At 51.5% G+C, this 26,373-nt stretch carries 25 protein-coding genes; 5 read left to right on the top strand and 20 right to left on the bottom strand.

The genetic code is table 11. The features are described from left to right. Positions 1 to 7: 7 nt before the first annotated feature. The 5 genes from crcB to lrp all read right to left on the bottom strand — a co-directional run bounded on the left by crcB (position 8) and on the right by lrp (position 5,636). Entirely contained in the window at positions 8 to 382 is a 375-nt protein-coding gene (gene crcB, locus SIL79_RS16235) for a fluoride efflux transporter CrcB (protein WP_039032971.1), read from the bottom strand. Then, positions 375 to 1,706, bottom strand: coding sequence for a replication-associated recombination protein A (locus SIL79_RS16230; RefSeq protein WP_039032972.1), 1,332 nt, complete (start codon positions 1,704 to 1,706; stop codon positions 375 to 377). The genes crcB and SIL79_RS16230 overlap by 8 nt, the downstream gene beginning before the upstream one ends. A gap of 2 nt (positions 1,707 to 1,708) precedes the next feature. Beyond that, positions 1,709 to 2,323 (bottom strand): outer membrane lipoprotein chaperone LolA, encoded by a 615-nt coding sequence (gene lolA, locus SIL79_RS16225; RefSeq protein ID WP_039032973.1) that lies wholly within the window; start codon positions 2,321 to 2,323, stop codon positions 1,709 to 1,711. A 17-nt stretch (positions 2,324 to 2,340) separates the two neighbouring features. Continuing rightward, on the bottom strand, positions 2,341 to 4,926 hold the full coding sequence (locus SIL79_RS16220; RefSeq protein ID WP_319619545.1) for a DNA translocase FtsK: 2,586 nt from the start codon (positions 4,924 to 4,926) through the stop codon (positions 2,341 to 2,343). 206 nt (positions 4,927 to 5,132) lie between these two features. Then, positions 5,133 to 5,636 (bottom strand): leucine-responsive transcriptional regulator Lrp, encoded by a 504-nt coding sequence (gene lrp, locus SIL79_RS16215; protein WP_025009731.1) that lies wholly within the window; start codon positions 5,634 to 5,636, stop codon positions 5,133 to 5,135. Positions 5,637 to 5,816: 180 nt separating this feature from the next. On the opposite strand from lrp, the gene ald reads away from it, so the two are divergent. Then, positions 5,817 to 6,932, top strand: coding sequence for an alanine dehydrogenase (gene ald / locus SIL79_RS16210; RefSeq protein ID WP_039032975.1), 1,116 nt, complete (start codon positions 5,817 to 5,819; stop codon positions 6,930 to 6,932). A 143-nt stretch (positions 6,933 to 7,075) separates the two neighbouring features. Beyond that, positions 7,076 to 8,029: a thioredoxin-disulfide reductase gene (trxB, locus tag SIL79_RS16205; protein ID WP_319619543.1), complete on the top strand. Its 954-nt coding sequence runs from the start codon at positions 7,076 to 7,078 to the stop codon at positions 8,027 to 8,029. Between the two features lie 141 nt (positions 8,030 to 8,170). On the opposite strand, the gene rplT is transcribed toward trxB, so the two are convergent. The 4 genes from rplT to thrS form a co-directional block, all read right to left on the bottom strand. Beyond that, positions 8,171 to 8,530, bottom strand: a complete 360-nt coding sequence (gene rplT, locus SIL79_RS16200; protein WP_025009729.1) for a 50S ribosomal protein L20 — start codon at positions 8,528 to 8,530, stop codon at positions 8,171 to 8,173. A gap of 17 nt (positions 8,531 to 8,547) precedes the next feature. Beyond that, positions 8,548 to 8,742: a 50S ribosomal protein L35 gene (rpmI, locus tag SIL79_RS16195; protein WP_025009728.1), complete on the bottom strand. Its 195-nt coding sequence runs from the start codon at positions 8,740 to 8,742 to the stop codon at positions 8,548 to 8,550. An 84-nt stretch (positions 8,743 to 8,826) separates the two neighbouring features. After that, positions 8,827 to 9,369, bottom strand: a complete 543-nt coding sequence (gene infC / locus SIL79_RS16190; protein WP_039032977.1) for a translation initiation factor IF-3 — start codon at positions 9,367 to 9,369, stop codon at positions 8,827 to 8,829. 3 nt (positions 9,370 to 9,372) lie between these two features. Continuing rightward, the gene (gene thrS, locus SIL79_RS16185; protein ID WP_039032978.1) at positions 9,373 to 11,301 is read right to left on the bottom strand and encodes a threonine--tRNA ligase; all 1,929 of its coding nucleotides are present in this window, start codon (positions 11,299 to 11,301) and stop codon (positions 9,373 to 9,375) included. Between the two features lie 271 nt (positions 11,302 to 11,572). Between thrS and SIL79_RS16180 the strand changes: the two genes are divergently transcribed. Next, positions 11,573 to 11,773, top strand: coding sequence for a CPXCG motif-containing cysteine-rich protein (locus tag SIL79_RS16180; RefSeq protein ID WP_039032979.1), 201 nt, complete (start codon positions 11,573 to 11,575; stop codon positions 11,771 to 11,773). A gap of 3 nt (positions 11,774 to 11,776) precedes the next feature. Here SIL79_RS16180 and SIL79_RS16175 read toward each other — a convergent pair whose 3' ends face one another. The 9 genes from SIL79_RS16175 to aroA form a co-directional block, all read right to left on the bottom strand. Continuing rightward, entirely contained in the window at positions 11,777 to 12,322 is a 546-nt protein-coding gene (locus SIL79_RS16175) for a DUF2058 domain-containing protein (protein ID WP_071475562.1), read from the bottom strand. A gap of 18 nt (positions 12,323 to 12,340) precedes the next feature. Further along, on the bottom strand, positions 12,341 to 13,159 hold the full coding sequence (locus SIL79_RS16170; RefSeq protein WP_071475563.1) for an SDR family oxidoreductase: 819 nt from the start codon (positions 13,157 to 13,159) through the stop codon (positions 12,341 to 12,343). Between the two features lie 71 nt (positions 13,160 to 13,230). Further along, positions 13,231 to 13,926: an orotidine-5'-phosphate decarboxylase gene (pyrF, locus tag SIL79_RS16165; RefSeq protein ID WP_071475564.1), complete on the bottom strand. Its 696-nt coding sequence runs from the start codon at positions 13,924 to 13,926 to the stop codon at positions 13,231 to 13,233. Between the two features lie 21 nt (positions 13,927 to 13,947). Next, positions 13,948 to 15,108, bottom strand: coding sequence for a lipopolysaccharide assembly protein LapB (gene lapB, locus SIL79_RS16160; protein WP_071475565.1), 1,161 nt, complete (start codon positions 15,106 to 15,108; stop codon positions 13,948 to 13,950). A 1-nt stretch (position 15,109) separates the two neighbouring features. Further along, positions 15,110 to 15,379 (bottom strand): LapA family protein, encoded by a 270-nt coding sequence (locus tag SIL79_RS16155; protein WP_039032984.1) that lies wholly within the window; start codon positions 15,377 to 15,379, stop codon positions 15,110 to 15,112. 122 nt (positions 15,380 to 15,501) lie between these two features. Then, a complete protein-coding gene (ihfB, locus tag SIL79_RS16150; RefSeq protein WP_025887377.1) occupies positions 15,502 to 15,789 on the bottom strand; it encodes an integration host factor subunit beta in 288 nt (95 codons plus the stop codon). Between the two features lie 70 nt (positions 15,790 to 15,859). Further along, positions 15,860 to 17,527 carry a 30S ribosomal protein S1 gene (gene rpsA, locus SIL79_RS16145; RefSeq protein WP_025010414.1) on the bottom strand — a complete coding sequence of 556 codons (1,668 nt, stop codon included), beginning with the start codon at positions 17,525 to 17,527 and terminating at the stop codon, positions 15,860 to 15,862. Between the two features lie 99 nt (positions 17,528 to 17,626). Next, positions 17,627 to 18,322, bottom strand: coding sequence for a (d)CMP kinase (gene cmk / locus SIL79_RS16140; RefSeq protein WP_039033034.1), 696 nt, complete (start codon positions 18,320 to 18,322; stop codon positions 17,627 to 17,629). A gap of 155 nt (positions 18,323 to 18,477) precedes the next feature. Then, positions 18,478 to 19,758, bottom strand: coding sequence for a 3-phosphoshikimate 1-carboxyvinyltransferase (gene aroA / locus SIL79_RS16135; protein WP_101096458.1), 1,281 nt, complete (start codon positions 19,756 to 19,758; stop codon positions 18,478 to 18,480). A 463-nt stretch (positions 19,759 to 20,221) separates the two neighbouring features. On the opposite strand from aroA, the gene SIL79_RS16130 reads away from it, so the two are divergent. Further along, positions 20,222 to 21,418 carry an amino acid aminotransferase gene (locus tag SIL79_RS16130; RefSeq protein WP_144361491.1) on the top strand — a complete coding sequence of 399 codons (1,197 nt, stop codon included), beginning with the start codon at positions 20,222 to 20,224 and terminating at the stop codon, positions 21,416 to 21,418. A gap of 86 nt (positions 21,419 to 21,504) precedes the next feature. Here SIL79_RS16130 and serC read toward each other — a convergent pair whose 3' ends face one another. Both serC and gyrA read right to left on the bottom strand, forming a co-directional pair. Further along, positions 21,505 to 22,599 (bottom strand): 3-phosphoserine/phosphohydroxythreonine transaminase, encoded by a 1,095-nt coding sequence (gene serC, locus SIL79_RS16125; protein ID WP_039033035.1) that lies wholly within the window; start codon positions 22,597 to 22,599, stop codon positions 21,505 to 21,507. Positions 22,600 to 22,659: 60 nt separating this feature from the next. Continuing rightward, complete coding sequence (gene gyrA, locus SIL79_RS16120; RefSeq protein WP_101096456.1) at positions 22,660 to 25,299, bottom strand: DNA topoisomerase (ATP-hydrolyzing) subunit A; 2,640 nt, start codon at positions 25,297 to 25,299, stop codon at positions 22,660 to 22,662. 359 nt (positions 25,300 to 25,658) lie between these two features. Here gyrA and ubiG point away from each other — a divergent pair, with 359 nt between their 5' ends. Then, on the top strand, positions 25,659 to 26,369 hold the full coding sequence (gene ubiG / locus SIL79_RS16115; protein WP_039032988.1) for a bifunctional 2-polyprenyl-6-hydroxyphenol methylase/3-demethylubiquinol 3-O-methyltransferase UbiG: 711 nt from the start codon (positions 25,659 to 25,661) through the stop codon (positions 26,367 to 26,369). Positions 26,370 to 26,373 lie beyond the last annotated feature (4 nt).

Here is a 26,373-nt window from a genome sequence, read left to right as displayed (position 1 = left end):
TTATCAGTTATACGCGTGAAAAAATCAGCAGTTGTCCCAGGTAAACCATGGCCAGGCACAGTCCCAGGTTCAACGCCACATTCAGAAATGCCTTTAGCAACTCACCTCCCTGTATCAGCAGTAAGGTTTCATTTGAGAAAGTCGAGAAGGTTGTCAGTGCTCCAAGAAATCCGACACCGACCAGCGCCTTGATCTCAGGGCTGATATGACTGAGTTCTCCCAGTGCATAGAGCATCCCCATCAGAAATGAGCCAAGTACATTAACAGCCAGTGTACCAAAAGGAAAACCACTGCCAAATAGCTGGAGCACAAATATCGATATCAGGTAGCGCAAAACTGCGCCGGTTGCACCACCAAGGGCGACAACGGTCAGATTAATCATACCTTTTGTTCTCACTTTGGCGGTCGAGTTGGCAAAGCTGCGCCAACTTATCGCGGATCCGTTTCTCGAATCCCCGCTCGGTCGGATAATAAAAACGACTCTCGGCCAAGGCTTCGGGGAAATAACATTCACCGGCGGCGTAAGCATTGGCCTCATCATGAGCATAACGATAGCCTTCACCGGCACCAATGGATTTCATCAGTTCGGTCGGCGCGTTTCTCAAATGCATGGGAACAGGCTGCTGGCCGGTTTCCCGGGCCAGTTGTCTGGCCGCCTTAAAGGCTGTATACACCGCATTGCTCTTGGGCGCCGAGGCCAGATAAACAATTGCCTGCGCGATGGCGCGCTCGCCCTCGGCCGGGCCGACCCGGTGAAAGCAGTCCCAGGCGTTGAGAGCGACTGTCATTGCGGTAGGGTCGGCATTCCCCACATCTTCAGAGGCTATCGCCAGCAGGCGTCTTGCGACATACAGAGGATCGCAGCCCCCTTCCAGCATGCGACAAAACCAATAGAGCGCCGCATCTGGCGCCGAGCCGCGAATCGATTTGTGCACGGCAGAGATCAGGTCGTAATATTGATCGCCATTCTTATCAAACCCCGCCAACTGTTCACCGGCTACCTGCACCAGCATGGCCTCGGTAAAACTACCGCCGTCCGGCAGCATGTCACTCATCAGCTCCACCAGGTTGAGAACCTTGCGGGCATCACCATCGGCGAGAGTCGCCAACTTGGCCATCAGCTCCTGCGGCATCTGCAACCTGCGTTTGCCAAGGCCACGCTCTTCATCAGCGAGCGCCTGGGTCACTATGGTAGCAATCTCGTCTTCATCGAGACGCTTAATCAGATAAACCCGCACCCTGGAAAGCAAAGCGTTATTGATTTCAAACGAAGGGTTTTCTGTGGTGGCGCCGATAAAAATCACAGTGCCATCTTCAATAAAAGGCAGAAAAGCATCCTGCTGGCTCTTGTTGAATCTGTGCACCTCATCGACAAACAGCAAGGTGCGCTGGCCGCGCGATTGCGCCACATTTTTGGCATGTTCTATCGCCGAACGGATCTCTTTCACCCCGGATGTGACCGCAGATATTCGTTCCACGTGAGCGTTGGCATAATGAGCGACCAGCTCTGCCAGTGTCGTCTTTCCGGTACCCGGCGGCCCCCAGAACATCATGGAATGGGCCTTTCCTGCCTCCAGTGCCAGTCTCAGCGGTTGCCCTGGTCCCAGCAGATGTTGTTGACCTACGTACTGTTCAAGCGTCGCCGGGCGCATTCTTGCAGCCAGAGGGCGAAAGTCGGGGGCGAAATCAAAGCTCAGGCTGGACAAGGTTAACCTTCCCGCCCTGGGCGCTGATCGTCAATGGAAACGCCTTCGGGAACCTCAAATTTAAACAGTGTCTTGTCGCTATCTGTCAACGGCTGTTGCCCGCTAAGGTTGAACTGACTGAGATTACCCTGAGTGTCTTTCAGTGCCAGTTGGGTCAAAGTATTATCATTGAAACAGACGCTGACCTGCTGTACTCCGGCCTCTTCAGTCTTGGGTGCTATCTGGAAACACTCTTTGTCCAGAGTGATGTTATAGCGGGCCCAACTGGCCTCGTCGCGGCGCACTAAAAGCGTCATGGGCGAAGCGGCAATGGCATTTTCCAGCGCCAGCACGCTCACTTCCTCGGCGAACGGGTTATAGATCCAAACATCTTTGCCATCTGCCACTATCACAGATTCATCCGGCTGCTGTAGATGCCAGTAAAACTGATTGGGCTGCGCCAAGGCGAGCTCGCCAGTGCCTTGCTGAATAAGTTTGCCATTAATATCTGTAACCTGCTGCTGGAAATCGGCTTTCAGACCGGCAATGGCATCTAACTTAGCTTTGAGTTGTCCGGCATCATCGGCCACGGCCGGTAAGCTCATTGCCAGAGCAAGAAACATAACGCTTTTTTTCATCTGTACCTCAATCTGTCTTATCTTGGCGGCGGTGGCGCCAAGACTTCGCGGTTGCCATTATGGCCCTGGGCACTGACCACCCCTTGAAGTTCCATCTGCTCTATGATGCGAGCGGCGCGGTTATAACCTATCTTGAACTTACGCTGCACACTGGAGATAGAGCCCCGGCGGGTTTCGGTAACAAAAGCCACGGCTTCGTCGTAGAGTGCATCCAGCTCCTCCTCGCCGCCTTCCGGTGCTTCACCGGGCAGCAACACCTGTTCGCCGTCACTGGCCCCCTGAAGAATTTCTTCAATATATTGAGGCTTACCGCGGGCATGCCAATCAGCAACGACCGCATGCACCTCGTGATCGTCCACAAAAGCACCGTGAACCCGGTTGGGCACGCCGGTACCCGGGGGCAGATAAAGCATATCGCCCATCCCGAGCAGGGTTTCGGCGCCTTGCTGATCCAAAATGGTGCGCGAGTCGATGCGGGAAGAAACCTGGAAAGCGATGCGGGTGGGAATGTTGGCCTTGATAAGGCCTGTTATCACATCCACAGACGGGCGCTGGGTCGCCAGAATCAGGTGTATACCGGCAGCGCGTGCTTTCTGGGCGATACGGGCAATCAGCTCTTCCACCTTCTTACCGACTATCATCATCATGTCGGCAAATTCGTCCACGACAACCACGATAGAGGGCAACTTGTCGAGTTCAGGCGCCGTATCTTCCATGCTTTCGTTGGACTTCCAAAGCGGATCGCATATTGGCGTACCAGCGGCCTTGGCCTCGGCGATTTTGGCGTTGAAGCCCTTGAGGTTACGTACCCCGAGCGCCGACATCAGTTTGTAGCGCCGCTCCATCTCACCAACACACCAGCGCAGGGCATTGGCGGCCTCTTTCATATCCGTAACCACTTCACACAAGAGATGCGGAATACCTTCATAGACAGAAAGCTCCAGCATCTTGGGATCTATCATGATAAAACGCACATCTTCCGGGCCGGATTTGTACAACAGACTGGTGATCATCACGTTGACCCCGACCGACTTACCTGAACCTGTGGTACCAGCCACCAAAAGGTGCGGCATCTTGGCCAAGTCCACCACGACCGGATCGCCGGCAATGTCCTGTCCAAGCACCATGGTGAGATTGGATTTACTGTCCTTGAACGCCTGGCAATCAAGCACATCACGCATAAATACGGTTTCGCGGAACTTGTTGGGCAGTTCCAGCCCCACATAGGCTTTACCCGGAATAACCTCCACCACCCGCACACTTTCAGCCAGCAGAGAACGCGCCAAGTCCTTGGATAAGTTAGAAATTTTTGAAGCCTTGACCCCAGGAGCCAAGTCCAGCTCAAAGCGGGTAATCACAGGGCCGGGATAGACTCCGACCACTTGCGCGGTAATATTGAAGTCAGCGAGTTTGCTTTCCACCAAGCGTGCGACCTGATCCAGTTCTTCTTCACTGATGGGGTTCTTCTTGCGATTGGGCACATCCAACAGCGAGATGCTCGGCAAGGGATCCATAGGTTGCTTACGTTCTTTGGAAGTGCCCTCTTCACCGGGCAAAATAATAATGCCGTTTTCAACCCTGGCTTTCTGGGCCTGCAATTGCCGCTCTTTATGACTGATAGCCCCAGTAGAAGCACGCTTGTCGAAGTCTATTGTGTCACTACCTTCGGTATTACTCTTCTGCCAAGGCGGCGTGTCGGCAGCATTATCGGTCGCACTTCCGGCAACCCCGGCAAAAAGCACAGGTTCTACCCTGCCCTGACGCTTGTGCTCAGTATCAGTGTTCTCATCGGCCATTTCCGCGTCTTCCCGCTCCAGAGTTTGCGGATCCTTTTTACGGAAACGACTCAGCAGTCCAGGCTTCTTGGCGGGCGGCTCTATGACCTCATCTTCATCGTCTTCGAGCACTTCTTCCGGCTCAAGTTCATCGCGTTCACGGCGGAACTTGTCCACTACCGACATAAAGCCGCGGGTATCTTCGGTTTCTTTCGGACCAGACAGACGTGCCGGCAACTGTTTGAGCTTGAGAAAACACCAGATAGTTGCCAAGCCTGTGAGCTCGACTATGGTAAGCCAGCTTATTCCTGTCAGCAGAGTGAAACCCGCGCCGACAAAGCAAAGTAGCAGCAGTGTGGTACCCAACTGGTTGAAGTAAGGCAGCATGGCTTGGGCTATCACGTCGCCGGCCACGCCACCGGCAGAAAACTCATAGATATCACCGGCATTCATACTGGCCAAGGCAGCCAGGCTGAGCACCATCAACAAGAAGCCAATCAAGCGCAAGCCGACCGAGAAATAATCCACTTCCAACAGTTTGTGAGCGCGCCTGAAGATCAACCAACCGGTTCCGGCAATGATGATAGGGATTAAGTAGGCGGTGTAGCCAAAGAAATAGAACAGGACATCGGCCAGCCAGGCACCTACGGCACCGGTGACATTCTCGATCTCCCCTTGATAGTTAGACTGACTCCAACCGGGATCGCCCGGATGAAAGCTGCCCAGCGCCAACAGTATATAGATGGCGATCATGCAGCACAGAATAAGCCCCCCTTCCAGCAGGCGTTGCAGGCCACTGAGGGTTCTGACACTATTTCCCTGAGACAAATGCGATTTCCATAAGCAAACGAAAAACGGATGGATTTAAGATACCAGAATCAACCTGAATGTGCAGCGAATAAGCCTACGAAAGCCACTAAAAGCAAGTGGATAAGGAGACTTTGTGTATTAGACTTTCTATTCCGGATTAAAAAGCAAACAGCAGTGGTGAAAAAGGAGCCAAATAGACTCCTTTTTCGAGGACGATATCGGGATCAAGCTTCGGCTGAAATACTGATGGCTACTTTACTGGTTTGCTTCACTTCTTCCATTACCACATAGGTACGGGTATCGGATACGGAAGGCAATTTCAATAGGGTTTCGCCCAATAATTTACGGTAAGCAGACATATCCGACACCCGGGTCTTGAGCAGATAATCGAAATCGCCGGATACCAGATGACATTCCTGAATATCATCCAAAAGCTGTACTGCACGGTTAAATTTATCAAAGACTTCGGGAGTATCTCTGTTAAGGGTGATCTCAACAAACACCAGTAAAGATGCACCTAAAAAGTGCGGGTTGACCAGTGCGGTATAACCGTTAATGTAGCCTTGTTTTTCAAGACGCTTAACGCGTTCAAGACAGGGTGTTGGACTCAAACCAACACGTTTGGAAAGCTCAACGTTGGAAATGCGACCGTCAATTTGCAGTTCATTAAGAATATTACGATCGATACGATCCAAGTCTTTTACAGGACTCTTTTTATTATTTACCATATTTTTAACCTTGTTTTATCACTAAAACAACATTTAATTTTGCGTATGTCACAAGTTTAGCAGCATAATCTGCCCGGGCAATACTATACTAGACTTTCCTGAATTGATCACGTTCAGGTCACTATAAAATAACAATTATGCCCATTAAAAGTGGGTTTTTTAGTATATTGAGGCTCGAAAATGATAATTGGTGTTCCAAAGGAAATCAAAAACCATGAATATCGCGTGGGTATGGTGCCGTCCAGCGTACGCGAGCTCACTATGCATGGCCATCAGGTTTTTATCGAAACGAATGCTGGTAATGGGATCGGTTTTACCGATCAAGACTATATCAATGCCGGAGCGTCCATTTTGGACACGGCCGCCGAGGTTTTTGCCAAGGCTGAGATGATTGTCAAAGTCAAAGAGCCACAGGCCGTAGAACGTGCCATGTTGCGCCATGATCAGATCCTCTTTACCTATCTGCACCTTGCCCCTGATCTGCCCCAGACAGAAGAACTGATTAGCAGCGGCGCTGTTTGTATCGCCTATGAAACAGTTACCGATGATCGTGGTGGCTTGCCTTTGCTGGCTCCCATGTCAGAAGTAGCCGGACGTATGTCCATCCAGGCCGGAGCAATGGCGCTGGAAAAATCCATGGGTGGTCTGGGCATGTTGCTCGGTGGTGTTCCCGGAGTTGAGCCAGCCAAAGTTGTGATCATAGGTGGCGGTATGGTTGGAACCAATGCCGCACAAATGGCAGTCGGTATGGGCGCCGATGTAGTGGTGCTTGATCGTTCTATTGATGCACTGCGTCGTTTGAACGTACAGTTTGGCTCCAAAGTTAAGGCTATCTATTCTACGGCAGACGCCATTGAGAAACATGTGCTGGAAGCCGATCTGGTCATCGGCGGCGTGCTGATCCCCGGGGCGGCGGCGCCCAAGCTGGTTACCCGAGAACATATTAAGAAGATGAAGCCAGGTGCCGCGATAGTGGATGTCGCCATAGATCAGGGTGGTTGTGTGGAAACCTCTCATGCCACAACTCACCAGGATCCTACCTATATCGTCGATGATGTAGTGCATTACTGTGTGGCCAATATGCCGGGCGCTGTGGCGCGTACTTCCACCTTTGCCCTGAACAACGCAACCCTGCCCTACATTCTCAAGCTGGCCCGTCTGGGTTACCGCGACGCGCTCTTGTCTGATAAGCACTTGCAAAATGGTCTTAACGTGATGCACGGTAAGATCACCTGTAAAGAAGTCGCTGTAGCACACAATATGCCTTATACCGCTGCCAACGAACTGTTACAGTAAATAAATTAGTTATAGCGTTAAAGGAGCCCAAGGGCTCCTTTTTTTCGATTAAGCCAATCTTGAAGATTCTGTTCCAAGCGCTTTACCCTTTGGGGGAAATTACCTACAATCGCTGCTATTTGCCAAGGCACGGAGAGAATAAAATGAGCCAAGCCAAACATTGTAACCTACTTATCTTGGGGTCTGGCCCCGCCGGCTATACCGCAGCCGTTTATGCTGCCCGCGCCAATCTCAAGCCAGTGATGATCACAGGTATCCAACAGGGTGGCCAGTTGACCACAACGACCGAAGTCGAAAACTGGCCCGGCGATGCCGAAGGCCTGACAGGTCCTGCGCTAATGGAACGGATGCAAAAGCATGCCGAGAAGTTCGATACCGAAATCATCTTTGACCATATCAATGAAGTTGACCTGCAGCAGCGCCCTTTCACCTTGAAAGGTGACAACGGTGAATACACCTGTGATGCGCTGATCATAGCTACCGGCGCCTCGGCCAAGTATCTCGGTCTGCCATCTGAAGAAGCCTTCAAGGGCCGTGGTGTATCTGCTTGTGCCACCTGTGACGGTTTCTTCTACCGCAACCAGAAAGTGGCGGTGATCGGCGGTGGTAACACAGCGGTTGAAGAAGCGCTCTACCTTTCCAACATCGCGGCTGAAGTACACTTGATCCATCGCCGTGACAGCTTCCGCTCTGAGAAAATTCTTATCGACCGTCTGATGGATAAAGTCGAAAACGGTAATATCATTTTGCATCTGGATAGAACTCTCGATGAAGTGACTGGCGATGCCATGGGGGTTACCGGACTCAAGATGAAGAGCACCAAAGACGCCAGTATTTCCGGGTTGGAAGTGGCTGGGGTATTTGTCGCCATTGGCCACAGTCCCAACACAGGTATCTTCGAAGGCCAGTTGGAGATGAATGGCGGTTATATCAAGGTCGAAAGCGGCCTTAACGGTAATGCCACCCAGACCAGCGTCAAAGGCGTATTCGCCGCCGGCGATGTGATGGATCAGCACTACCGTCAGGCCATCACCTCAGCCGGAACCGGTTGTATGGCGGCTCTGGATGCCGAGCGCTTCCTGGATGCCCAGAAATAAGCTCTGCCGATATACTGAAAAAGCCAGTCATTGATGACTGGCTTTTTTGTCTGAGACATTAAAATATAAGTAAATCACAGGCATGAAAAAAGGGACCTTAAGTCCCTTTTTAACAGCAACTACAACTTATCTCCTGAGAGATTAGTTTGCCAGTGCTTCCTTCGCTTTTTCTACCAGAGTAGCAAACACTACTTTGTCGAATACAGCGATGTCTGCCAAAATCTTACGATCGATTTCGATAGACGCCTTTTTCAGACCGTTGATGAAACGGCTGTATGAAAGACCATTCTGACGAGAAGCCGCATTGATACGTGCAATCCACAGTTGACGGAATTGACGCTTCTTCTGGCGACGGTCACGGTAAGCATATTGACCTGCTTTGGTTACTGCTTGTACCGCTACACGGAAAGTACGTGAACGGGCACCGTAGTAACCTTTGGCAAGTTTAAGAACTTTCTTGTGACGAGCTCGTGCAGTTACACCACGCTTAACTCTTGGCATTTTTCAATTCCTCCTAATTAAGCGTATGGCAGTTGGCGTGCAATCATTGGCACGTCAGCTTTGGCAACTAAACACTTGGCGCGCAGATGACGCTTACGCTTGGTGCTCTTCTTGGTCAGGATGTGACGCAGATGGGCTTGCTTACGCTTGAAACCATTGGCGGTTTTCTTAAAACGCTTCGCTACACCCTTGTCGGTTTTCATTTTAGGCATTACTAAAACTCCGCATTGGGATATTAATAAAACGCAAGGCGAGCAAAGGCCCGTAGACCTTTGCTACTTTTCAGGGTTGCCCTGCTATTTCTTCTTGGGCGCCAGCACCATGATGGCTTGTCGACCTTCCATTTTCGGGAAGGATTCAACAACCGCATACTCTTCCAGATCGGCCTTGATACGGTTCAAAAGATCCATACCCAGGTTCTGGTGTGCCATTTCGCGTCCGCGGAAACGCAGCGTAACTTTCGCTTTGTCTCCATCTTCTAGAAAACGAATCAGGTTGCGTAGTTTTACCTGATAGTCGTTTTCATCAGTACCAGGGCGGAATTTAACTTCCTTCACCTGGATCTGTTTCTGCTTCTTCTTCTGTTCTTTCTGGGCTTTTGCCTTGTCGAACAGATATTTACCGTAGTCCATGATACGGCATACAGGCGGCTCAGCATTAGGACTGATCTCAACCAGATCCAGACCTGCCTCATCGGCTACTTCCTGAGCCTCTTTGATGCTGACGATACCAATGGCTTCACCATCAACGCCATTCAAACGTACCTCAGGTACGCCGGTAATTTCTTCATTAATTCTATTCGGGGCCGCCTGACGGCCTGCTGATTTTTTGATCTTTATGACCTAATCCTCCAACAATTCAAGACTACGGAGCGAAATTTGTTGCTTGACCTTAGCGGCGAAATCATCGATTCGCATCTTACCTAAGTCCACCCCGTCTCGGGTACGCACAGCGACTTCCCGATTTTCCATCTCCTGATCACCTATGACCAGCAAATAAGGAACCCGCCTCAAAGTGTGCTCGCGTATTTTAAAGCCTATTTTTTCATTCCTCAAGTCTTTAGAGGCACGTATGCCCTGTTCCTTGAAGAATTCGACTACTTCTTCAACATAATCAGCTTGTTTGTCTGTTATGTTCATAACAACAACCTGCACAGGGGCCAGCCAGGTTGGGAAACGACCGGCGAACTCTTCGATGAGAATACCGAGGAATCGCTCCAAAGAGCCCAAAATCGCACGGTGGATCATCACAGGAGTCTGACGGCTGTTGTCTTCGGCAACATAAGTTGCGCCCAGACGACCTGGTAAAGCGTAGTCAAGCTGCACTGTACCACACTGCCAGGCACGGTCCAGACAATCGTGCAGAGTGAACTCGATTTTAGGACCGTAGAAGGCGCCTTCACCGGGCAGGATTTCAAATTCAATATCGTTGCTGCGCAGCGCTTGTTTCAGAGCTTCTTCTGCCCTATCCCACATGGCATCATCACCGATACGCTTTTCTGGACGGGTAGAGAGCTTAACCACGATATTGCTGAAGCCGAAAGTGGAATAGGTGTCGTACACCATCTTGATACACTTACTGACTTCGGATTGCACCTGCTCTTCAGTACAGAATACGTGCGCATCGTCCTGGGTAAAACCACGAACCCGCATAAGGCCGTGCAAGGCACCTGAAGGCTCATTACGGTGACAGCAGCCGAACTCGGCCATCCGCAGCGGCAGGTCACGATAAGACTTGAGGCCCTGGTTGAAGATTTGCACATGACCGGGGCAGTTCATCGGCTTGACGGCGTATTCGCGGTTCTCACTGCTGGTTGTAAACATCGCTTCGGCGTATTTATCCCAGTGACCTGAACGTTCCCACAGCACACGGTCCATCATCAGCGGGCCTTTCACTTCCTGGTAGTCGTACTGGCTCAGCTTCTGGCGAATAAAACGCTCAAGCTCGAGGAATACGCTCCAGCCGTCATTATGCCAAAACACCATGCCCGGCGCTTCTTCCTGCATATGGTACAGGTCCAGCTGCTTGCCGATTTTACGGTGGTCACGCTTGGCCGCTTCTTCCAAGCGAGTCAAATGAGTCTTGAGCGCTTTCTTGTCTGCCCAGGCAGTACCATAGATGCGCTGCAACATCTTGTTGTCTGAGTTACCACGCCAGTAGGCGCCGGCAACATTCATCAGTTTAAAGAAATGGCAGAAACGCATGTTGGGCACATGAGGACCACGACACATGTCTGTGTATTCTTCGTGGTGATACAGTGCCGGAGTGGCATCACGGCTAATGTTTTCGTCCAGGATTGCCACTTTGTAAGGCTCGCCGCGAGATTCAAAAGTATCACGGGCTTCCTGCCAGCTAACCACGCGCTTGACTACGTCATAGTTGGTCTTGGCCAGTTCCAGCATGCGTTTTTCCAGCTTCTCCAGATCTTCCTGGGTCAGTTTATGATCCAGGTCGATGTCATAGTAGAAGCCGTTATCAATAACAGGACCAATCGCCATCTTGGTTTCGGGCCACAGTTGTTTGATCGCATGACCCAACAAATGCGCGCAAGAGTGACGAAGGATTTCCAGCCCTTCTTCATCTTTGGCCGTGATGATCGACAGTTCTGCATCTGTTTCGATCAGATCACAGGCATCTTTCAACTCGCCGTTGACTCGTCCGGCAATACAGGCTTTCGCCAGGCCAGGACCAATATCAGCAGCAACATCGAGTGTAGAGACTGGGTTGGCAAACTCGCGTTTGCTCCCATCGGGAAGTGTAATTACGGGCATGAAAATTCCTTGTCCAGTGGTGACCCACACGTAGGGCCACTTGGTTATCAATGATAAAAAAGTATGTTAGCCCTTGGGTTAAGGCAGTACAGGAGCCTTAAGGTCTCCGCCGGGCAGACTGGTAATTTTACGGGATAAGGCCCGGCCCACGCAACCCAAAAACATTCAATGAATAAGCTTTGGCTCACAGGCCGGGGCTATACTTACTTTATGTTGTGAGCTTGGGTTCTATCGTCCAAAGGCATAGGGCTGAACGGCGGAGGAGGAAACTATGCAACTTAAAAGTCAAACTATTTGTTGCCCCCATTGTGGCCACCATCAAAAAGTAGAGCTCGATGCCAGCGGCGGCGACCAGGAGTTTTACAATGATTGTCGGGTATGCTGCAACCCCATCCACATGAGGCTGCACATCAATGACCAGAGGCATATGATAGAGCTTTACGTCGATGGCGATGACGAACAGCTCTACTGAGAGTTACCACATAAGATCGTCCGGAATGACATAATCTGCGTAAGGGTCCTCTTCATCCGGCACTTGCTCCGCGTTGTTCTCGGCTTGCCACAAATAGCCACACCAAGCCGGCACCAACAGATTGACCCGCTCGGCGAGTTTATGGGGCACCAGATAGCTGCTTTGCTCAATTCGCACTATCCCCAAACGGCCACCAAGTAGCTGATTCTGGAGTTTTTCATTGATATACAATGGGTATATCTTGTTCTCCAACGTATAGTTGAACTTGATTTCGCCATCTTTCGGCAGCGCCACCGCATTTTGCTTAATCTCAGTGACCAGGCCACGAACCAAGCCTTTCTCTGTGGCCTCGGCAAAGCGTTGTTCATTGAGTGCCTTATCCTTTTCTGCCTGCTGCTTTTTCTGCTGTGCGATTTGCGCCTTCAGCTGGGCAGAGCCATCATCAATATTGGACTTGCGGTTACGTTTCTTCTGGGTTTTGACATCGCGAACTTTTTGCTTGCTGGCGAGCCCCGCCTTAAGCAACTGTTCCTGTAATGCGTTTGCCATTTTATAATCTCTCTCTTGCTACTTACTTGATTCTAGCTTTGCTGCCAGCGCCCCGAGTTGACTCATGGCCGCACTGGCACCGCCAAGCGACCAACCACCGTCGACCGGTAATATGGTTCCGGTAATATAGGAAGCCATTGGCGAGGCCATAAAGAGTGCGGCATTGGCCAAGTCTTCGCCCTCACCATTGCGTTTTAACGGTACACTCTCTGCCACCTGTTGTTGCAACTGCGCCGACGGCGCCAAGCGATTAAATCCTTCGGTACCGGCAATTGGACCAGGCACCAGGGAGTTTATCCGTATGCCTTCAGGCCCCCATTCCAACGCCAGTGTGCGGGTCAACATATCGACTCCCGCCTTGGCGGCACAAACGTGGACCTGCATCGGCATGGCAATATACGCCTGCGGCGCCGAAATTTGAATAATGCTGGCGCCAGGGCGCTTAAGCATAGGATAGGCTTGTTTCAACACCTGAAAACTGCCCAACAAATCGATATCCATGACAGATTTGAAACCGTTGGCGCTGAGTTTGGCGGCGCTGGCTGGGAAATTGCCGGCGGCGCCACTGACAAGCACATCAATATGCGGGAAACTCTGGGCCAAAACTGTAAAGCCTTGCTCGAGTGCCGGCAAATCCCTGACATCGAAGCTCAGGCCCAGATGTTGACCTTGCGGATTGGCTTCATTCAATAACGCCACTGCGGCTGCCACTTTTTCCGGGTTACGGCTGGCAACCGCCACATGGGCACCGGCTACTGCGAACGCCTTGGCGATACAAAGGTTAATGCCGCTGGTACCCCCGACGACCACTACATACTTACCCTGATAATCGAACATTGAGCTTCTCTCCTATCCACTGATCATTCGTTATTCCGGTCCATACTGCAAGTCGCCGGTATGTCGCAAGTTTATGCCAACGATTGATGTATCGCCTGCAATGTCGCCAAAGGATCGGCCGCTTGAGTAATGGGTCGACCTATGACCAGATAATCTGAGCCCGCGGCCATAGCTTCGGCCGGGGTCATGATGCGTTTTTGATCGCCGGCGTCACTGCCCGCCGGACGAATACCCGGAGTCACCAGTTTGAAATCGGCGCCAAGTTCGGCCTTGAGCATACTGGACTCTCGGGCCGAGCAGACCACACCATCGAGACCGGCTGTTTGCGTCAGGCGCGCCAGTCTTCGAACCTGCTCTTCAGCACTGCCTTCAACACCAATAAGCTTGAGCTCATCGTCGCTCATTGACGTCAGCACAGTAACAGCAATCAGCAAGGGGGCGTTATCCCCATAAGGTAATAAGGCCCGGCGGGCAGCTTCCATCATGGCGAGACCGCCACTGGCGTGGACATTCACCATCCACACCCCCATTTCGGCGGCGGCAGCTACCGCTTTGGCCACTGTATTGGGAATATCGTGAAACTTCAGGTCCAGAAACAGCTCAAACCCTCGGTCATGGATCTCTTTCACCAGTTGAGGCCCGAACAGGGTAAACATCTCTTTGCCTACCTTAAGGCGGCACATAGACGGATCCAACTTATCAATAAGTTGCAATGCTTTGAATTTATTATCAAAGTCCAAGGCGACCACAATAGGTGTCTCTGTCATTTTTACTCCGTTATCTGAGGGTTATTCACCGTCCAAACCGCGAACCCGCTTAATACTGCCCCAGCTCTTGCAGGATGGGCAGTGCCAATACAAGGTATGTGCCGGGAAACCACACTCCCGGCAGCGGTAACTTGGACGGAATCTAATTTGTTGCTCTACCAATTTTTCCAGCATCGCCAGGCTATCTCGTGCCTGGCCCTGCTCAGCTTGCTTGATGTGCATCTGCATAAGGTGCTGGAACCCCCGCATGGTGGGGTGACGATAGAGAGCTTGCATCACCATGTCTTCGGCGCCTTTGATATCGCCGTCTTCAATCATACGCTGCGCCAATGCCACCACAACTGAAGCACCCGCGCCCTTATCTATGGCGTGAGCCAACAGTTCGCGATAACCTTCAATATCCTTGAGCTCTTGATAGAGCTGGCGGGCACAGGCGAGTGCATCGGCAAAAAGCTCGGCATCGGCGTCAATCAGTTGATTGAGCATCTGTTTGGCCTGAGGTAACTGTCCGGCATCCAAGTAGGCGTTGGCCAGTGACAACAAGGCGCGGCCACATTGAGGGTCTTGCTTGAGTGCGGCTTGAAAGCCCTTGAGTTTTCCCGCTTCATCGTCAGCTTCTTCGGCCAATTGGCAATGGAAATGGGCGATGACGGGTTTCAGACCCTGCTGGCTTTTTCGTGGCAAGCGCTTGGTGATATCTATCGCCTTTTGCCAATCTTTGGTGGTTTGGTAAATGGAGATCAGTTGGGTTTCCGCTTCTTCGCTGTGATCGTCCTGACTGACCAGGTTAAGGAAAATCTCCTCAGCCCTATCGTAGAACCCGGCGGCCATATAGTCCTTACCCAGCTCCATCATCGCCATGTCTCTTTGCTCGGTGGCGAGATTGGGCCTGGCTATCAGGTTTTGGTGAATACGAATAGATCTATCTACTTCACCCCGTTTGCGAAACAAGGATCCCAAAGACAGGTGAGTGTCTATGGTTTCATCATCGACATCCAACATGCTGATAAAGAGATCAACAGCCTTGTCCGACTCATTGGAGAGCAGAAAGTTGAGCCCGGTGAAGTAGTCTCGGCTCAGTTTCTTTTGTGCTGAATTCTGTTTCTGCTTCAAACTGCGGCGGCCCATGTACCAACCGTAAGCCGCAGCAATAGGCAGCAACAGAAAGAGAAGTTCGAGCATACTAGGCGTCTTGCCCCTGCTGCTGCGTTAATGTCTGGATCTTCTTACGGGCATTACGCAATGACAGTTTCAGCTTCATGATGTAGTAGAAAGCAATGACCCAGCTGAGGATAAACCCCGCCAGAAACACCACGGCCAACACCACAGGCAAACGGAACTCTCCCTGTGCCACAAAATAACTGATGGTGACCAGCTGTTCATTGCGAGAGCCAAATACCAGTGCCACTACAAACAACATTGCCACCAGTACGGTTGCGACAAATGACTTCACGTTGCACTCCATAAACGCGTTTCAATGTTCTGATTATCCAGTAATTTGACTGAGCTGACCAGCTTTAGCCAAGCTCCGGGCATAAAAAAGCCCCCTTTCGGAGGCTTTTAATACAACAGCGATTAACGGTTATAAGCGTCAACGCGTTCGCGCAGTTCTTTGCCTGGCTTAAAGTGCGGGACGTACTTGCCATCCAACTCGACTGATGTTCCCGTTTTGGGATTACGACCAGTGCGAGGTGCACGATAGTGAAGTGAAAAGCTGCCAAAGCCACGGATCTCTATGCGATCACCGCTTTCCAATGTTTTAGCCATTTGCTCCAACATCTCTTTGATGGCGCCTTCTACTTCTTTCGCCGACAGTTGCGACTGCCCACTGGCGAGTTTTTCGATCAGTTCGGATTTAGTCATCCTAGCTACCCCTATTATCAAGCCAAACACAGTCACCTAACAGGGGGCAAGCCCCCTGTACTACAGGCACTTACTTACGAGCTGCTTTAAACGCTTCAGCCATTGCATTAGTCATGATAGCGTCATCCTGCTTGTTCAGGTTAGCCATCACTTCTTTTTCTTCAGCTTCGTCTTTAGCACGTACAGACAGGCTGATTGCACGGTTCTTGCGATCTACGCCCATGAACTTGGCTTCAACGCTGTCACCTACATTGTAGACGCTTGATGCATCTTCAACACGGTCACGGCTGATGTCAGATACACGGATGTAACCTTCAACGGTGTCAGCCAGCTCAACAGTAACACCTTTGGCGTCAACAGCAGTAACAGTACCAACTACGATGGTACCTTTCTTCTTGTCGGCCAGGTAGGCGTTGAATGGATCGTCTTCAGTCTGCTTAACACCCAGGCTGATACGCTCACGCTCTGGATCAACAGACAGAACCACTGCAGTGATTTCGTCGCCTTTCTTGTACTCGCCAACAGCGTCTTCGCCGCTACCGTTCCAAGAGATGTCAGACAGGTGAACCAGACCGTCGATGCCGCCGTCCAGACCGATGAAGATACCGAAGTCAGTGATAGACTTGATCTTACCGGTAACTTTGTCGCCCTTGGCATAACGGTTAGCGAAGTCTTCCCATGGGTTGGTCTTGCACTGCTTGAGACCCAGAGAAATACGACGACGCTCTTCATCGATGTCCAGAACCAGAACTTCAACTTCGTCACCCAGGTTAACAACCTTGGATGGGTGGATGTTCTTGTTGGTCCAATCCATTTCAGAAACGTGTACCAGACCTTCAACGCCTTCTTCGATTTCAACGAAGCAGCCGTAGTCAGTCAGGTTGGTTACGCGACCAGTCAGACGAGTGTTTTCTGGGTAGCGCTTGCTGATTTCCAGCCATGGGTCTTCACCCAGTTGCTTCAGACCCAGAGATACACGAGTGCGCTCGCGATCGTACTTCAGTACTTTGACGTTGATTTCGTCACCAACATTCACGATCTCAGATGGGTGCTTAACACGCTTCCAAGCCATGTCGGTGATGTGCAGCAGGCCGTCAACACCGCCCAGATCTACGAATGCACCGTAGTCGGTCAGGTTCTTAACGATACCTTTAACTGCTTGACCTTCTTGCAGGTTTTCCAGCAGAGCATCACGCTCAGCGCTGCTTTCAGATTCGATAACAGCACGACGAGAAACAACAACGTTGTTGCGCTTCTGGTCCAGCTTGATAACTTTGAATTCCAGTTCTTTGTTTTCCAGGTGAGCAGTATCGCGTACTGGGCGAACGTCAACCAGAGAACCAGGCAGGAACGCACGGATACCGTTCAGCTCAACGGTGAAACCGCCTTTAACCTTGCCATTGATGACACCGATTACAGTTTCAGCATCTTCGTAAGCTTTTTCCAGAACGATCCAGGCTTCGTGGCGCTTAGCCTTTTCGCGAGACAGTTGAGTCTCACCGAAACCGTCTTCAACGCTATCCAGCGCAACGTCAACTTGGTCGCCAACGGCGATTTCCAGTTCACCTTGAGCATTTTTGAATTGCTCAGCTGGGATTGGGCTCTCAGATTTCAGACCGGCGTCAACCAGTACCATACCGTTTTCGATGGCAACTACAGTACCACGAACGATAGAACCTGGGCGGAATTCCAGTTGTTGAAGGGATTGTTCAAACAGATCAGCAAAAGATTCAGTCATGTTAATTAACTTTAAGTAATAAACCACGTATCTATCCTGAACGTGGAGTCAGTAAAATAACTCGCCTCTTCCCTGTGGCGAATGCCTATCCCGCCAGTCTCAGAGACTGACGTCAGATAATTTGTCAACTATGTGCCTGAGCGCCAGCTCCAGCACAGTCTCAATTCCGAGTCCGGTAGTATCTATCACCAAGGCATCTTCTGCGGGCACCAAAGGCGCAACTGCGCGATTCATATCCCGGTGATCTCTTTCCTGGATCTCGGTTAAAAGACGCTCGATATTAACATCGAAGCCCTTGTCCTGCAACTGATTATAGCGCCGCTGGGCCCTTTCCTCAGCCGAGGCTGTCAAAAATAATTTGACCGGTGCATGCGGGAAAACAACGGTTCCCATATCCCGGCCATCAGCTATAAGCCCGGGGGCAACTCTGAAAGCGCGCTGCCTTCTGAGTAAGGCTTCTCTCACCCGGGGAAACGCCGCCACTCTTGAGGCTGCGTCAGAACATTCTTGAGTGCGAATGGCATGGCTGACATCTTCGCCTTCCAGCACCACTTTTATGGCTTCATTTCCGGCTCCCGCCAGAAACTGTACATCCAGGTGCGCGGCCAACAGGGTGATGGCTTCTTCGTTATCCAGTTCCACATCGTGGTGAATAGCGGCAAGTGCCAGCACTCGATATATGGCACCACTATCGAGCAGTTTCCATCCAAGTTTGTTGGCAAGCAACTGACTTATAGTGCCTTTTCCCGCACCGCTTGGGCCGTCAATTGTGACAACAGGCGCCCGTTCAGACATAAATTCCTCCGCAGTAATTATCATCTTCCATGAGGACACAGTATGAGTTCACCGAAAATGAGCGGCCAATATTATATATCAACTGCATGCTTTCCGTATGCTGAATTCAAGGTCAATTTCGGGCTGTTGTTGTCAACAGCCCGAAATTCAGCCGCTTAACCGGCCAAGGCCGTAAAGCGTTGGAAGTAATCCGGGAAGGTTTTTGAGGTGCAATCCGGGTCATTAATGGTGACGCCGCAATCAGCAAACGCCAGCAGCGAAAAACACATGGCCATGCGGTGGTCGTTATAGGTATCGATGGCGGCATGCGTGGGCGCAAGCGGTGGATTTACCAAAATATAATCCTCACCCTCTTCCACCTCGGCACCAATTTTACGCAGTTCTGTGGCCATGGCGCTGAGACGATCTGTCTCCTTGATACGCCAGTTGTAGATATTGCTAAGACGAGTCGGCCCTTTGGCAAAAACCGCAGCTGTGGCTATGGTCATTGCCGCATCGGGAATATGGTTCATGTCCATATCTATGCCCTTGAGCTGGCTGCCCCTGGCAATAATATAGTCATCTCCCCATTCAATCTCGGCGCCCATGCTCGCCAGCGCATCGGCAAACTTGACATCACCCTGAATGCTGAGACGGCCAACTCCGGTAACTTTCACTTCACCGCCGGCGATAGCGCCTGCGGCCAGGAAATAAGACGCCGATGAGGCATCGCCTTCCACCAATACCTTGCCCGGTGACAGATAGCTTTGACCGGATGGGATCTCAAAACGCTGATAGTCGTGGTTGATGACCTTAACACCAAATTGCGCCATCAAGGCCAAAGTAATATCAATATAGGGCTTGGAAACCAGTTCACCCTTGACCTTGATATTGACAGCGGTACCGGCCAGCGGCGCAACCATCAGTAACGCGGTAAGAAACTGGCTGGAGAGATTACCGGCAATTTCCACATCCCCGCCACTGAGGCCCGTTGCCTTGATTTTTAATGGCGGGAAGCCGGGATGTTTCAGATATTGAATATCTGCGCCCAAGGCCTTGAGACTGTCGACCAAATCTCCTATTGGCCGCTCCTCCATTCTGGGTTCACCCGTGAGAACAAACTCACCGTTCCCCAGAGTCAGCGCGGCGCACAATGGCCGCATAGCGGTGCCGGCATTACCGAGAAAAAGCTCTTGCAGCTTGTCGCTGTTGATTGCGCCGCCAAGGCCCTGCACACTACAGTGGCTTTTGTCTTCGGAGAGCTCAAATTGAACGCCGAGCTGTTTCAGCGCTGCCAACATGTGACGAATATCATCTGAGTCGAGCAGATTGGTCAGTTCTGTGCTGCCCTTGGCCAGGGTTGCCAATAGCAGCGCCCGGTTGGAGATACTCTTGGAGCCGGGGATGTTGACCTCCCCATGCATTCTACTTATGGGATCCAGTCGCAATTGCTTCATCTTTTTTGGATTCTTGCATCTGTGTTTGACGGCGTTGCAGCGTTACGCCACATACCGCCAAAGCGGGTTAAAAGACCTTGTCACCGATTATGGGATAAAACCGGTAAATCAAGACAAAAGATTAGATACAGCGAGTGCTGATAGGCCTGAATTAAGTGTTCGTGGCATTAAAGTTACCTGAGCGCCACAGGGATTCAACCGTTTTTTGCTGAAAAAAGCCGATTTCAGCGGAAAATTATTCAACTAGCGCTAAATAAGCTCTTTAACTCTCCGATAGACGTTCCAACAAGTGATACAGAGAAACGACTCTGCTTTCTTGCAACAGAGCTTTACACCCTGGAAGCCCAGCTTGCCAGTTGCACCACTCAGACTATCGCTTACTGCAACCTCACCAGCCGTTAACAAATAACCTAAATATCGTTATGCTAATCTTCTTCAACAAGTATTCAATCCAGGGAACCCTATGTTCAGCACACTCAAGGCGATGCCAGCCGATCCCATTCTTGGGCTGCTCAGCCAATATCGCGACGACCCTCGCCATGAAAAAATTGATTTGGGCGTTGGTGTCTATAAAGACATCTTGGGAAATACCCCCATCCTCGACTGCGTTAAGACCGCCGAGCAGCGCCGCACCGCCACAGAAACCACTAAGGTGTATATCGGCCCTGCCGGTAGCAGTGATTTCAATCGTCTCATTGCCGAGCTGGCATTCGGTGAGCAGCACCCTACCCTGAGCGCAGGACGCATTCGCAGTGTCTCCACTCCCGGCGGCACCGGCGCGCTGCGGGTCGCAGCCGACTTTATTAAACGTTGTCGCCCAGACGCAACCGTTTGGGTCAGCGATCCGACCTGGGCCAATCACACCGGACTTTTTGAGGCGGCCGGTCTCAAGGTTGAGCGTTACCCTTACTATGACTACGCCACCAAGGCGCTGAAGTTTGATGAAATGCTCGCCAAACTTAACACTCTTGGGGAAAACGATGTGGTGCTGCTGCATGCCTGTTGTCACAACCCATCGGGCCAGGATCTCAGCACCGAGCAGTGGGACCAAGTGGTACAAGTCGCCGTCAAACGCGGTTTTACCCCGCTTATCGATATGGCTTACCAGGGCTTTGGTGACGGTGTTGAAGAGGATGCTTACGGCGTTCGCAAGATGGCAGCGGCCGTGGAAGACATGTTGCTCTGCTCCTCTTGCTCAAAGAATTTTGGCCTTTATCGCGAACGTATCGGCGCTTGCAGCATCATAGCCAACAGCAGTGCTGCCGCCGATGTCGCCTTGTCGGTACTGCTTTATGTGGTGCGTTGTCTCTACTCCATGCCGCCGGCACATGGAGCCGCGTTGGTGGAAACCATTCTCGGCGACAATCAGCTCAAGCAGCAGTGGCTGGATGAACTCAAGGTGATGCGTGACAGGATAAACGGTAACCGTGCCATTCTGGTTGAGCGTTTAAAGGCGATAGGCGTCGAGCAGGACTTCAGCTTTATCGCCCGCCAAAAAGGGATGTTCTCCTTCCTTGGGGTGTCGCCAGAGCAGGTTGAACAACTTAAGCAGGAGTTCGGTATCTATATGGTGGACTCAAGCCGGATCAGTATCGCCGGGATAAGCGATAGCAATGTCGATTACCTTGCCAAGTCTATCGCCAAGGTGTTGCAAGGTTAAAATTGGAGAGTGAGATGAAAAAAGCGAATGCCGAGGCATTCGCTTTTTTATGGGATTTGTTGCAATAAAACGATTTTCGCCGGGGTTCAGCTGCTGTGCTTGGCCGCAAACGCTTTCATAAAGGCAACCAGGGCCTCAACGCCGGCCAAAGGCATGGCGTTATAGATACTGGCACGCATCCCGCCGACAATTCTGTGCCCCTTAAGAGCCACCAAACCTGCGGCCTCCGCCTCTTTCAGGAACTCACCATTGAGCGACTCATCGGCCAATTGGAAAGTCACATTCATCCGCGAGCGGTTTGGCGTCGCCACACCATTGCGGTAAAAGTCCAGTTCATCGATACAGGCATAAAGCAGTTCGGCCTTGGCTTTGTTGAGCTCTGCCATCGCCTCGATACCGCCCACCCGGTGCAGCCACTCAAACACTTCGGCCGCCAAATACCAGGCAAAAGTAGGGGGAGTGTTAAACATGGAATCGTTTTCGGCCGCCAAGCGATAATCCATGATGGACGATTGCGGCATGGCCGGCAAAGCCAGCATCTCTTTACGCACTATCACTATGGCCAAACCGGAAGGGCCGATATTTTTTTGCGCCCCGGCATAAATGAGCCCGTAACGACTGACATCGATTTCACGGGACATGATAGTGGATGACATATCCGCCACAATTGGCCAAGGAGACTCCAACTCTTCAAAAATTTCGATACCATCTACCGTCTCGTTAGGGCAATAGTGCACATAACGATACTTGCCACTATCACCTTCCAGCTTAGGCAAGGTTACTTTGTTGAGTCCATTGATCTTTTCAACTATGCTTTGGCTATCAATCCTGTCATCTCCGGCCAGCTTCCTGGCCTCTGCCGTGGCTGATCTTGACCACTGACCGCTCTCCAAATACAGGGCTCTGCCGTTATTGCCCAAAAAATTATTCACGACAGCAGAGAACTGACCGCGACCACCGCCATGCATAAACAGTACATGGTAATCTTCGGGAATATTCATCAGCGAGCGTAATCTGGACTCGGCAGCCTTGGTGAGATCGATAAAGGCCTGACTGCGGTGACTGATCTCCATGACGGAGACACAGTGCCCCTGCCAGTCCAGTAATTCCTGCTGGGCTTTTTGCATTACCGCGGCCGGCAACATGGCTGGTCCGGCACAGAAATTATAAATCGTGCTCACTTCATTGTTCTCCTTGAAAAAAAGAGCGTCCAACTGGACGCTCATATATGCTTGATGCTGTTATTCCTGCTCGGCTTCAGGTGCTTCGGGCGCTTGGCCTTCTGTATCCTCGGCGGCAGGTTCGGCCGCTATGGGTTCGCCGTTTTCATCGAATTCCACTTCGTCTTCATCAGACTGGATTTCATCGATACGCTGTAAACCCACCACGGCCTCGTCACCGGCAGTGCGGATAATGGTCACGCCCTGGGTATTACGGCCTATGATAGAAACGCCGGCCGCCGGGGTTCTCACCAGTGTGCCCTTGTCGCTGATCAGCATTATTTCATCATTGTCGCCAACCTGAACCGCGCCGACTACCGCGCCGTTACGCTCGCTGACCTTGATGGAAACCACACCCTTGGTAGCACGGCTCTTGGTTGGGTACTCACTCAGCTCGGTACGCTTACCAAAACCATTTTCTGTCACTGTCAGAATGGCACCATCTTCTTTTGGCACTATCAGTGAAACCACTTCCTGACCATCTTCGAGTTTGATACCGCGAACACCGGTGGCGGTACGGCCCATGGCGCGCACCTGATCTTCGCTGAAGCGTACAACCTTACCTTCGTTGGAGAACAGCATGATTTCGTTGCTGCCATCGGTCAGGTCAACGCCGATCAACTGGTCACCGTCTTTCAGGTTAACGGCGATAATGCCGTTGGCTCTTGGACGACTGTACTCAATAAGCGATGTCTTCTTCACTGTGCCGTGGGAAGTCGCCATGATGATATACTTGTCGGCTTCGTATTCACGAACCGGCAGAATCGCCGTAATGTGCTCGCCCTCAGACAATGGCAGCAGGTTCACAATAGGTTTACCGCGCGACTGACGGCTGGCCAGCGGCAACTGATAAACCTTGAGCCAGTAGAGCTTGCCGAAGTCGGAGAAGCACAAAATGGTGTCGTGGGTATTGGCAACCAACAGTTTCTCAACGAAATCTTCGTCTTTAACCTTGGTAGCCGCCTTACCCTTACCGCCGCGGCGCTGCGCTTGGTAATCGCTCAGCGGCTGATACTTGGCATAACCCAAATGCGACAGGGTTACTACCACATCTTCTTCGCAAATAAGGTCTTCGAGGCTGATATCCACGGCTGAAGCATTGATCTCGGTGCGACGCTCGTCACCATATTGCTCAAGTACTTCTTCCAACTCTTCTTTGATCACTTCCATCAGACGCTCTGGGCTTCTGAGGATATGCAGCAATCCAGCAATCAGCTCCAGCAGTTCTTCATATTCCTGGAGGATCTTCTCGTGCTCAAGACCGGTCAGACGGTGCAGACGCAGCTCTAGGATAGCCTGGGCTTGCTGCTCAGTCAGATAGTAGAGACCATCGCGAATACCAAACTCCGGCTCCAGCCACTCGGGACGGGCGGCATCATCACCGGCTTTTTCCAACATGCCCTGCACGTTGCCGAGCTGCCAACCGGTTTCCACCAGTTTAACCTTGGCTTCGGCCGGTGTTGGAGAGGCCTTGATCAGCGCAATCACAGGGTCGATGTTGGCCAGGGCGATAGCCAGGGCTTCCAGAATATGCGCGCGTTCGCGGGCTTTACGCAGTTCAAACACGGTTCTGCGGGTGACCACTTCGCGGCGGTGCAGAATAAAGGCTTCCAGCATCTCCTTGAGGTTAAACAACTTGGGCTGGCCATTGGTCAAAGCCACCATGTTGATACCAAAAGAGGTTTGCATCTGGGTCTGGGCATAGAGGTTGTTGAGTACCACCTCGGCGACTTCGCCGCGCTTGACCTCAACCACAATACGCATACCGTCTTTATCAGACTCATCGCGCAGGCCGCTGATGCCTTCAATTTTCTTGTCTTTTACCAGCTCGGCAATTTTTTCAATCAAACGAGCCTTGTTCACCTGGTACGGGATCTCGGTAACAATGATCCGCTCGCGGCCATTGTCTTCGGTTTCCACCTCGGCACGGGCGCGCATAATCGCCTTACCGCGGCCGGTACGGTACGCTTCCTCTATGCCTTTCTTGCCATTGATAATGGCGGCAGTCGGGAAGTCCGGGCCCGGGATATACTCCATCAACTGTTCGATAGACAGCTCAGGTTCTTCAATAAGCGCCAAACAGCCTTTAACCACTTCGTTCAGGTTATGCGGCGGAATATTGGTGGCCATGCCCACCGCAATACCGGAGGAGCCGTTGACCAGCAGGTTGGGGATCCGGGTCGGCAATACGGCCGGGATCATTTCGGTGCCGTCGTAGTTGGGGACATAATCGACGGTTTCTTTCTCAAGGTCAGCCAGCAGTTGATGCGCCAGCTTTTCCATACGAATTTCGGTATAACGCATGGCCGCCGCGGCATCGCCGTCGATGGAGCCGAAGTTACCTTGACCATCTACCAGGGTGTAACGCAGCGAGAAAGGCTGTGCCATCCGCACTATGGTGTCGTATACGGCGCTATCACCATGAGGGTGATACTTACCTATCACGTCACCGACAACACGTGCCGACTTCTTATAGGGTTTATTCCAATCGTTTTTCAGCTCGTTCATCGCAAAGAGTACGCGGCGATGCACCGGCTTGAGGCCATCGCGTACGTCTGGCAATGCCCGCCCGACGATAACGCTCATGGCGTAATCCAGATAGGAGTTCTTTAGTTCGTCTTCAATATTTATTGGCGAAATTGATAAAGCCAGATCAGTCATAAACTGCTCGATCCCCTTAAATTAGCTGACAACTTGTAAATCCGTGTCATTGTCGAGCCCAACAAACGTGATTTGGCATTCTAACACAGTTATTTAATGTCGGAAGTCCTTAAAGCCGCCTTTGCAGCCAAAAACGCCAAGGGCATGATACAAGTCGCGAGCGGGGGCTGATATCACTGTCATAGACATGAGTTCCGTTGTTGTTTTTATCATCAAAAACCGAATCTTGCCGATATTTTGTCCAGCTTTTGGCCTTTAGTGCCGCCGATCACATTGAGGCGCCAATTTATACTGCCCTTCCCTATGGCTTATATGGTTATAATAGGCGCATCCTTAATATTGCTGTTTCAGGTCCGAATATGTCTTCTCAACCCAATGTCGACCCTCAGGAAATTGCCAAGTTTGAAAGTATGGCCGCCAGTTGGTGGGATCCTGCCGGTGAATTCAAGCCGCTGCATGAACTCAACCCACTGCGCCTTAATTATATAGATGCCCAATCCGGCGGTATCTTTGACAAACTGGTGCTGGATGTCGGCTGTGGCGGCGGCATTCTTTCCGAGAGCATGGCCCGCATCGGCGCCAAGGTCACCGGGCTGGATATGGGTTTTGAGCCGTTGGAAGTCGCCAGGCTGCATGCGCTGGAAGCCGGCGTCAGCATAGACTACCTGCAAGAAACTGCCGAAGTGCATGCCCAGAATCATCAGGGGCATTACGACACAGTTACCTGTATGGAAATGCTCGAGCATGTACCGGATCCGCAATCTGTGATCCAGGCTTGTTGCGATATGGTCAAGCCCGGTGGTTGGGTGTTCTTCTCCACCATTAACCGCAACATCATGTCCTGGGTGCAAACCATACTCGGTGCCGAGTATGTACTGAAAATGTTGCCGGCCGGAACCCATGACCACAGTAAGTTTATCCGCCCATCCGAGTTAATCGCCATGGCAGAAAACACTGAACTATTGTGTCGTGACGCGCTGGGCATAAAATACAACCCTTTGAGTGGCGTATTCAGTTACACCAAGAGCGTTGACGTCAACTACATGATTGCCTGTCAGCGCCAGGACTGATGCC

The sequence above is a fragment of the Shewanella indica genome (assembly GCF_033842865.1).
In the GTDB taxonomy this organism is placed as follows: domain Bacteria; phylum Pseudomonadota; class Gammaproteobacteria; order Enterobacterales; family Shewanellaceae; genus Shewanella; species Shewanella indica.
The sequence above is the reverse complement of the archived record's forward strand: the minus strand, read 5'-3'. Positions and strand labels throughout refer to the sequence as shown.

Coding starts and splice junctions, on each gene's coding strand:
- crcB (WP_039032971.1), bottom strand. CDS start 382: ATGATTAATCTGACCGTTGTCGCCCTTGGTGGTGCAACCGGCGCAGTT.
- lolA (WP_039032973.1), bottom strand. CDS start 2,323: ATGAAAAAAAGCGTTATGTTTCTTGCTCTGGCAATGAGCTTACCGGCC.
- lrp (WP_025009731.1), bottom strand. CDS start 5,636: ATGGTAAATAATAAAAAGAGTCCTGTAAAAGACTTGGATCGTATCGAT.
- ald (WP_039032975.1), top strand. CDS start 5,817: ATGATAATTGGTGTTCCAAAGGAAATCAAAAACCATGAATATCGCGTG.
- trxB (WP_319619543.1), top strand. CDS start 7,076: ATGAGCCAAGCCAAACATTGTAACCTACTTATCTTGGGGTCTGGCCCC.
- rplT (WP_025009729.1), bottom strand. CDS start 8,530: ATGCCAAGAGTTAAGCGTGGTGTAACTGCACGAGCTCGTCACAAGAAA.
- rpmI (WP_025009728.1), bottom strand. CDS start 8,742: ATGCCTAAAATGAAAACCGACAAGGGTGTAGCGAAGCGTTTTAAGAAA.
- thrS (WP_039032978.1), bottom strand. CDS start 11,301: ATGCCCGTAATTACACTTCCCGATGGGAGCAAACGCGAGTTTGCCAAC.
- SIL79_RS16180 (WP_039032979.1), top strand. CDS start 11,573: ATGCAACTTAAAAGTCAAACTATTTGTTGCCCCCATTGTGGCCACCAT.
- SIL79_RS16175 (WP_071475562.1), bottom strand. CDS start 12,322: ATGGCAAACGCATTACAGGAACAGTTGCTTAAGGCGGGGCTCGCCAGC.
- SIL79_RS16170 (WP_071475563.1), bottom strand. CDS start 13,159: ATGTTCGATTATCAGGGTAAGTATGTAGTGGTCGTCGGGGGTACCAGC.
- pyrF (WP_071475564.1), bottom strand. CDS start 13,926: ATGACAGAGACACCTATTGTGGTCGCCTTGGACTTTGATAATAAATTC.
- lapB (WP_071475565.1), bottom strand. CDS start 15,108: ATGCTCGAACTTCTCTTTCTGTTGCTGCCTATTGCTGCGGCTTACGGT.
- ihfB (WP_025887377.1), bottom strand. CDS start 15,789: ATGACTAAATCCGAACTGATCGAAAAACTCGCCAGTGGGCAGTCGCAA.
- rpsA (WP_025010414.1), bottom strand. CDS start 17,527: ATGACTGAATCTTTTGCTGATCTGTTTGAACAATCCCTTCAACAACTG.
- cmk (WP_039033034.1), bottom strand. CDS start 18,322: ATGTCTGAACGGGCGCCTGTTGTCACAATTGACGGCCCAAGCGGTGCG.
- aroA (WP_101096458.1), bottom strand. CDS start 19,758: ATGAAGCAATTGCGACTGGATCCCATAAGTAGAATGCATGGGGAGGTC.
- SIL79_RS16130 (WP_144361491.1), top strand. CDS start 20,222: ATGTTCAGCACACTCAAGGCGATGCCAGCCGATCCCATTCTTGGGCTG.
- gyrA (WP_101096456.1), bottom strand. CDS start 25,299: ATGACTGATCTGGCTTTATCAATTTCGCCAATAAATATTGAAGACGAA.
- ubiG (WP_039032988.1), top strand. CDS start 25,659: ATGTCTTCTCAACCCAATGTCGACCCTCAGGAAATTGCCAAGTTTGAA.